7 protein-coding genes and 1 pseudogene are annotated in these 8,818 nt (G+C 43.1%); all 8 read right to left on the bottom strand.

The window, feature by feature from the left end:
- Nucleotides 1–202 precede the first annotated feature (202 nt).
- A pseudogene (locus FTU91_RS14585) lies at nt 203–1,000 on the bottom strand (alpha/beta fold hydrolase); the annotation flags it as partial.
- 154 nt (nt 1,001–1,154) lie between these two features.
- Complete coding sequence (locus FTU91_RS14580) at nt 1,155–1,421, bottom strand: PAAR domain-containing protein (protein ID WP_180041732.1); 267 nt, start codon at nt 1,419–1,421, stop codon at nt 1,155–1,157.
- Nucleotides 1,422–1,554: 133 nt separating this feature from the next.
- On the bottom strand, nt 1,555–4,392 hold the full coding sequence (gene rapA / locus FTU91_RS14575) for an RNA polymerase-associated protein RapA (RefSeq protein WP_180041734.1): 2,838 nt from the start codon (nt 4,390–4,392) through the stop codon (nt 1,555–1,557).
- Between the two features lie 143 nt (nt 4,393–4,535).
- On the bottom strand, nt 4,536–5,180 hold the full coding sequence (locus tag FTU91_RS14570; protein ID WP_180041736.1) for an RluA family pseudouridine synthase: 645 nt from the start codon (nt 5,178–5,180) through the stop codon (nt 4,536–4,538).
- Between the two features lie 132 nt (nt 5,181–5,312).
- Complete coding sequence (locus FTU91_RS14565) at nt 5,313–6,020, bottom strand: phosphopantetheine-binding protein (RefSeq protein ID WP_180041738.1); 708 nt, start codon at nt 6,018–6,020, stop codon at nt 5,313–5,315.
- A complete protein-coding gene (locus tag FTU91_RS14560) occupies nt 6,020–6,439 on the bottom strand; it encodes a heme-binding protein (protein ID WP_180041740.1) in 420 nt (139 codons plus the stop codon). The genes FTU91_RS14565 and FTU91_RS14560 overlap by 1 nt, the downstream gene beginning before the upstream one ends.
- Nucleotides 6,440–6,505: 66 nt before the next feature.
- Nucleotides 6,506–7,813: a glutamate-1-semialdehyde 2,1-aminomutase gene (gene hemL, locus FTU91_RS14555; protein WP_180041742.1), complete on the bottom strand. Its 1,308-nt coding sequence runs from the start codon at nt 7,811–7,813 to the stop codon at nt 6,506–6,508.
- Nucleotides 7,814–7,856: 43 nt separating this feature from the next.
- Complete coding sequence (gene thiE, locus FTU91_RS14550; protein ID WP_180082678.1) at nt 7,857–8,477, bottom strand: thiamine phosphate synthase; 621 nt, start codon at nt 8,475–8,477, stop codon at nt 7,857–7,859.
- Between the last annotated feature and the right edge of the window lie 341 nt (nt 8,478–8,818).

Here is an 8,818-nt window from a genome sequence, read left to right as displayed (position 1 = left end):
TTCAAATGGCTATTCTACGTTTGATTGGTTTTGGAAAAAAAGAAGAATTTAAGAAAGTGCTAGCAATTTTAAGAAAGAAAAAGCCTGATAGGACAAGGATCCTATGAAATTTGTCGTGTACAGAGAATTTTATTGTTCGTGAAGAATACACATATGGATTCTTCACTATGCATTCAATATTTTGCTGTGCTGAAATAATTTTTTTCACCGATTGGGATATGCTTTCAGGTTGCTCTAAAGGAAACATATGTCCGCCTTCAACCACACTAAACTCAATTCCATAGATTTTTTTCATTCCTTGCGGCAAGCCCTGTTTATAAAAGTGACTCTGTTCTGCCGTAATTAAATGTACAGGCATTTTCGGTGCTTGACGTGGTGTACGCCACCACCAGGCTGGAACGGTTCTGAAAATTTCTGCTTCAATGGCTTTAGGAATAGTTAAGGTCACGCCTCCTCTGCTTTGATCTGCTGTAATAGCATGAGCAAAATAATCATCAAAACACTGCATATCAAAACTCTTGAACAGGCGATTATTTCGCAAAGATGCATATGCCGTTTCATGGTCAGGCCAGTGATCGTTGCGCTTCAAAGTCATAGCTGCAGGAGTAATTTTATCGACTGCTTTTAATTTCAGCTTTTGCATAACTTCAAAAATGGCAGACTTAGGCCCAATCACAAAAGGTGGATCCATGATCACCAGTTGTGAAAACAAATCAGGGCGTTTATACGCTGCCATTAATGTGACCAGAGAGCCAAATGAATGCCCCAGTCCTATCACCTGCTGATGTGGAAATTGCTGTTCAATATCTACAATCACCTGATCCACCAGATGTGTCCATGTATAAGTGACTGGATGTTCCGGACTCATTCCAATCACTGGAATAGCTTTAATATCAAATTCTTCTTCAAAAGAGCGAAAAAACTTTTGATAGCTGGCAGAAGGAATACCATTGGCATGAGTAAAATGAATCGCATTTTTTCTAAATAATTCATCTGCCATACAAGCTGCTCTTGTTAAAATTGTTCCCGTAGTAGTGCGATAGCTTAAGCAAAAGCAGGCTTGGATGAAATCACTAAATGCTTAACTCCCTGACTTGCAAGTCAGAAGGCTTAATTACAGAATTCTGTACACCAAATGATTTGACTGCTGCTGTTTATTTTCGCGAAACCACCAGAAACTGACTACCTAAAAAAGTCGCTCCACAAGTTGTCTTATCACCTGCAATCACCACCCCACGTCCTTTCACAGTAGTTGACTGTTCAGCAGCAATCGCGGACACAACAGTTTGGCATTTCGGACAATAATGCTTCATGCCATGCAAATGCACAGCCACTCCATTTATGATAAAAGAAGAATCGCATTCCGAAACTATACCGCCGTGCGAGGTGGTAGAACCGAGGGTTATTAAAGACTGAGCCATTGTTATTCTTCTTGTACTTTATAAAAATTATTTTCTTATTTTAGCATGAGTTGAATTTTAAGCTAGATGAGTCAGAACTCCTTCATCTTAAAAACAAAAAGCACCCGCAGGTGCTTTTTGTTTCAATTCCAAATTATGGTTTAACCACAACCATCACCTGAATGGCTTCCGGTATGACAGATAAGCCATCCAACAAGCTCAAGCCTTCTTTCTGGAATTTCTGTAAGCGTGAAATTTCATCTTCACGGATACTTGGGTTGAATTGCTTCAGGTAAGTTAAACGGTCAATTTCATATTGCCATTTATTGCCATAAACTTCTTTTGCCTGCTGCTTGAAGTTTGGCAATGCAGATTTGGCAATATCCAAGGCTTGTGCATAACGCTGCTCAATCACTTCACGGCGTGCTTTCACCACTTGACGGCAGCTATTGCCATCTAGGTGATGCAAATAAGGTTTCAGGATTTCTGGTGCAATCTTTTCAGACAGGTCCTGACCTTTTTCACTAAGCAATACACGAATCAACTGTTGTGGCAAGCTGGATGGCAGGTTCAATGCCTTCGGTGCAACCACATCCACCTTGAACCAGACTTCCATCAATACCGAACCCTGTGGCAAGGCTGCTGATTTTAATACCGCAACGTTGGTACTACCAAAAGATTGAGTATTGATCATTTCCATCACACTTTCAGTGAATGGATGCTCAAGGGTTAAATACTGGGCATCTTCACGAACTTGCGCCTGATCACGATAGAAAGTCGCAGTCATGCCTTCTTCATCTAAAGACAAGCCTTGTACCTGCATTTGATCGGTCGGCTTGATGATCACCGTACCGTTACTTTGCTCATCAAAATCGATATTGGTCGACGCCATGAAGCGTTTCATAAACATCGGCAAAGTAGTGTTGTCATCATAATCTTCAAGCGCCTGCACAATTTCCTGTGCCACGATTGGACGGCAAGAGTTGTATTCCAGCAGACGGTCACGGCCTTCCTGCAATTCAGCTTCCAGCGCTTCACGCTGAACACTAACTTCTTCCAGCAAATCTTCAAACTGCTGGCCTAAATCTGCCAGTAAACAGTCTTTTAATTTCACAATAAAGTTTTCTTGCAGTGTTTGTGCCGTCGGGGAAATATTACTGAAAATATTTAAGCCTTCGTTGTACCAGCGGAACATACGCTCTTGCGCTGTACCAACCAGATAAGGCACATGAATCTGAATCCGGTTTTCCTGACCAATACGGTCCAGACGACCAATACGCTGTTCAAGCACATCCGGGTTCGCAGGCAAATCAAATAAGATCAGGTCAGAGGCAAACTGGAAGTTACGCCCTTCTGAACCGATTTCAGAACACAATAGAATTTGTGCCCCATAAGACTCTTCAGCGAAATAAGCCGCTGCCTGGTCACGCTCAAGCAGGCTCATACCTTCATGGAACATGGCAGTACGGATACCAGCATGTAAACGCAGCACATTTTCCAGTGCTTCCACTACAGGACCACTACGTGCAATCAGCAACACTTTTTTGTGTTTAAGATCAGTACGCAGCTTTTCCATCAGCCACATCACGCGTGGATCATGTTCCATCCATGCGCCATCCAGCTGAGCTTCTTCCGGCCACATCTGTTCACGTAGCTTACCGTCTTTTGACCAGTTTGCAGGTGCTGGTAAAGGTGCTGGTTGACAGTCACGACCCGGGAAACCCTGAATCGCTTCACGGGTATTACGGAATAAGATACGGCCAGTACCATGACGGTCTAATAATTCGTGAATAGCACGGAAACGCTGTTCCGGCTCATCCTGAATGCTATGACCCAATAAACCTTCAATCGCTTTTAAATGCCCTTCTTCCAAAGGCAGGTCTGACATCAGCACTTCAGCAATTTTTGCAGTCTGATGATACTGCTCTTCTTCATCAAGGAAGCGATCAAGTGAACTGAAACGTTGTGGATCAAGCAGACGTAAACGGGCAAAATGGCTTTCTACACCTAACTGTTCAGGTGTTGCTGTAAGCAGTAACACACCCGGGGTTTTTTCCGCCAGCTCTTCAACCAAATCGTAACGGTCATTACCTCCTTCTTCTTCACTCCACATCAGGTGATGAGCTTCATCCACCACCAGAAGATCAAAACCAGCTTCTAAAGCCTGTTCACGTAAATCCTCGTGATCCACCATCAAATCAACAGAAGCAATGATGCGCTGCTCGGTCAGGAATGGGTTTAGATCAGGATCATGTTCCTTGATGGATGCGGTACGGGTCAAATCGAACAGTGAAAATTCCAGATTAAAACGGCGGCGCATTTCAATCATCCACTGATATTGCAGTGAATCTGGCACGAGAATCAGGATACGTTCAGAACGCGATGTTTTGAGTTGCTGATGAATAATCAGGCCCGCTTCAATGGTTTTACCCAAACCGACTTCGTCCGCAAGTAAGACACGCGGTGCAAAACGCTGTCCCACTTCATGGGCAATATAAAGCTGGTGCGGAATCAGGCCTACACGCGCACCGACCATGCCGCGCAGAGGACTGTTCTTCATATTGGCTTGCATCAGTAAAGCTTCAATACGCAGGTCATACCATTCTTTATAGTCGACCTGACTGGCCAGTAAACGGTCAAGCGGTTTAGACAGCTGGATGGTCGCACCGATACGGGTTTCATTGAGTGACTTACGTTCTTCTGAGCCATCTTCCAGATTACGCACGACGTTATAGCGCACCACACCATGACGGTCTTCCAAAGACTCAACTGTCCATTGGGTGCCTTCCTGATCCTGCAGTTCATCCTTCACATTGAACACAATACGTGATAAAGGTGCATTGTTACGTGCATAGACACGTGTTTCATCACTTTTTGGGAATAAGATGCTAACCGATCTTTCATCTACATCTATAAGAACCCCTAAACCGAGTTCTGTTTCCGTATCTGATAACCAACGCTGACCAATAGCAAACTGATGCAATTTTTCCACCTTTATCTAAAAATGAGGACACTAATTTCAAGCCCAAAATCTGCTTGGTATTTGAGCAAAAAACCAGGTCTTTAAGCAATATATTTTGACATAAAGCCCACTAAAAAGTGCGCAAAATCTATGAGGATTAAAAAGTTTTTACTTTAAAAAGGAACTGGAGCATAAAACTCCATCAGCTGTTCTGTTTGCGGATGATAAAAACTTAAGTTTTCAGCATGCAGGCACAGACGCGGCATCATCAGTTGCTGCTCAGGAGTGGCATATAAAGTATCACCAATAATAGGATGACCCAGATATTGCATATGCACGCGTAGCTGATGGGAACGGCCGGTAATCGGGCTAAGTTTGACCCTCGTCACCGCCTGTCCCTGAATTTCAAAATGTTCGATGGCCTGCCAATGGGTCAGTGCAGGCTTGTTATGATTTGGATCGGCAATATGTAATGGTGGATGTTCAGGGTCATAGACGACAGGTACATCAACCGTGCCTTCCCCTTCAAGATGCCCTGCTACAAGCGCCTGATAGGTTTTGTCGGTTTGACGTTCCTGAAACTGGCGGGAAATGGTTTTTTGCCCCCATCTGCTCAGGCCAAACACCAGAATACCTGAAGTATCACGATCCAGGCGGTGAATCAGTAGTGTTTTGGGTTCTATTTCTAATAATCGGTTGATCACGCAATCTTGTAAATCTTCGGTTTTGCCAGGAACGGTGAGTACACCTGCAGGTTTATGGATGACCATAAAATCTTCATCACGATGTATCAGATGTTCGGTTAGAAAATTACTCAATGTTCAATCCCAGGCTGATCGCGCAAACAAGGCGGCAATGATAGAAAGCTTGGCGCAGAATTACAATGCACAATATTCGAATTGGTGACGGTTTTTCCGATTTTGCTCAAAAATTATTTCAATCCCGTGTTATCAACGTGCTGATTGCAATACAAAGCTGACCAGCGCATGTAGTGAATTGTGTTTTAGGACATCTTCATAAGTAATGTTTGCCCCATGCGCTCGCCAAATACCCACTAAAGTGACAATAGCAACAGAATCCAAACCGTATTGTTTCAGATCGATATCAGGATCAATTTCCAGAGCATCCATGTTCAGTTGCTCTGCAACCGCAAGCATAATTCCCTTGGGGGAAAGCACATAATTGGATGGAGCACTTAAATCCCATAATCTAGTCAAACTATAGCTATTCATATGATGCAAGCCGTGTATCGAAATGTTATCAATCCATTGAATATGCTGGTCTTGATTCGACAATAAAATCGCATCGTCCACTACACAGATTTGCTCGGTGACACTTTGTAGATGCGGCAATATTTGCTTGAGCATCGGCGTGACCTGCCCGGCAAAAATCAGTTGGGGATGCGATGATGCATATTCACCGAGTTGCTGCATGCCCTGCATCAGGTCATCGCCATACAAATCAACAATCGGAATATCTAAAGCTTTGGCTTTATTGGTGATCTGAACAAGATGGGTCATGAGGTCGCTGTCTTGTATGCCTGCCATCATCCTTAGGTTGTGCAATCCCACCAACACTAAAACCGATTCAGTTGCTGAAAGCTGCCATTTGGCTTGGGAGGGGGTGAGTTGGATCTTTTTGGGTAATGGATAAAACATTAAGCCTCAACCTGCGCTAAAAACTTCTCAATCGCTACCTGTGCAATCTCCGCATCTTCAAACGACTTCACACCTGACACCCCCATCGCTCCGACCAACTGCCCTTGATACAGAATCGGCTCACCACCTTCTAACATGCCCGAGAACGTTTCCATAGTCAGAAAGCCCATTTGACCGCCTTTGATAATATCTTCAAATAGCTTGGATGGACGGCGGCTCATTGCCGAGCATTTGGCTTTTTCTAGACATAAATTGGCTGTCATAGGTGATGCCCCATCCATACGTTTCATCGCAAGCAAATTACCCGTTTCATCTACAATGGCGATACTGACATTAAAATCATGTTCAAGTGCATATTCATAAGCTGAATTTAGTAAAAATTCCGCATCGCTTAAAGTCAAATAATGTTTGGTTTTCATATTCGCTCTCAAAAATTCTTTATAAAAAAGCCCGCTATAAAACGGGCTTCATTTACATGCTCAAAATTAAGCGGATGCTTTCATTTCAGCAAAGGTTTCTTTCGCAGCTTGAATAGTAAATTCAATATCTTCATCACTGTGTGCAGCTGAAATAAAGCCAGCTTCAAATGCAGATGGCGCAAAATTCACCCCACGCTGCAACATGCCATGGAAGAATTTACGGAAGGCATTCACATCACATTTCAGCATTGAATCAAAGCTGGTAATGTCTTCTTGATCGGTAAAGTACAAACCGAACATCCCGCCCACTTGTTGAGTCTTGAATGGAATATCTGCTTCATCCGCAGCAGCTTGTAAACCGGCAAGCAGTTTTTCGAGTTGCGCAGTTAATTTTTCATAAAAACCTTCGGCACGTAAATGTTTAAACATTTCAATACCGGCACGCATCGCGAGTGGATTACCTGACAATGTCCCTGCTTGATAGACTTTACCCAGTGGCGCGATGCATTCCATCACTTCTCGTTTACCACCAAACGCACCGACTGGCAGGCCTGCACCAATAATTTTACCCAAAGTGGTCAAATCAGGTGTTACGCCATAATGTGCCTGTGCACCGCCTAGACCGACACGGAAACCGGTCATCACTTCATCAATGATGAAAACCGAACCATGCTCATCACATACATCACGAATTGCTTGCAGGAAACCGTCAATCGGTTTCACCAAGTTCATGTTGCCTGCGACTGGCTCAACAATTACGCCAGCAATTTCATGACCGAATTTAGCAAAACATTCTTTTAAAGTCGCGATGTCATTGTATGGCAGGGTTAAAGTGTGCTTGGCAAAATCAGCCGGTACACCCGCAGAAGTCGCTTCACCTTCACCGCTAGTCAACATGCCTGAACCCGCTTTAACTAAAAGCGAGTCTGAGTGACCGTGGTAACAGCCTTCAAATTTTACAATCTTATCGCGGCCTGTGTAGCCTCGTGCCAAACGGATTGCTGTCATGGTTGCTTCCGTACCTGAATTGGTCATACGAACCAGTTCAATCGACGGCATGATTTCACAGATGATGTCAGCCAGGGTTGTTTCATGAACTGTTGGTGCACCAAAGCTTAAGCCATCAACAGCAGCCTCTTGTACGGCTTTAATGATGTCAGGATGGGCATGGCCTAAAATCATCGGTCCCCATGAACCAACATAGTCCACATAGCGTTTACCATCGACATCGTATAAATAGGCACCTTTGGCTTTTTCAATAAATACAGGCGTACCACCCACCCCATTAAACGCACGTACCGGTGAATTCACCCCACCCGGAATATGTTTGCTGGCTTGTTTAAACAATTGTTCTTGCTTTGGAGATAGGCTCATGAATTTACTCAACTCAAAATTAAATCAATCTAAATCTATATTATTAAAGGCTGTCTTGAAAAAGTGTAGACCATTCATCAAGACGCTCAGGAATGGCATGCATAGGACGACCTAATATATCACTAATCACTGCACAATAATCTGCACCAGATTCAACCACGATCTTTGAATTTTCAACGGTTAACCCGCCAATGGCACAGATCGGCACATTTAGTTGCGTTTTGGCTTGTTTTAATGTTTCCAAACCAATGTTTCCGGCTTCAGGCTTACTCTCAGTCGCATAAATTGCACCAAATGCCACATAATTTGCACCATCGGCAATCGCCTGTTCTGCCAATTCCAGTGAATTGTTGCAACTGCGACCAATCAGGACACCTTCTGGCAAACGTGCAACCGCATCGACAATAGAGCCATCATCCTGGCCCAGATGCACACCTACACCGTATTTAACCGCAATTTCAAGATCGTCATTAATCACGAAAGGTACGCGATATTCAGCACACATGGCTTTCATATACTCAATTTCATAAAATTGATCTTCTTTGGCGACTTTTTTACGACGGTATTGCAATACTGAAATACCGCCATTGGCCATTGCACCTTCAAGCTTAGCCAATAAAAGTTCTAAAGGATCATCATTGGTGATCAGATATAAACCGCGCATAACAAACTGCCAAAATTAAAACTGCCCTATTATAGGCATATCAGGAACAAGATTCAGCGGAACTGACTTAATTCCTTAAAATTACAGCAGATGAATATCAAAAATTAGAAAACTTAAACGGTAGCAACTTTGAGTTAAATAGTGTGAAAATACCTATTTTCAGGGATAGATCATCTGAAGATTAAACGATTAAATAAACCACAAAATGACAATAATAGGACTTACGCATTGACGGATTCAAAAAAGTATTAAAATACTTTATAAAGTATCTGTGATCAGACGAATTAAAAATGCTTCTACAGCAACTTGTACTCTACCCATTTATATGGGCTTTCTCATGA

This window comes from Acinetobacter sp. YH12201, from assembly GCF_013418145.1.
Taxonomy (GTDB): Bacteria; Pseudomonadota; Gammaproteobacteria; order Pseudomonadales; family Moraxellaceae; genus Acinetobacter.
The sequence above is the reverse complement of the archived record's forward strand: the minus strand, read 5'-3'. Positions and strand labels throughout refer to the sequence as shown.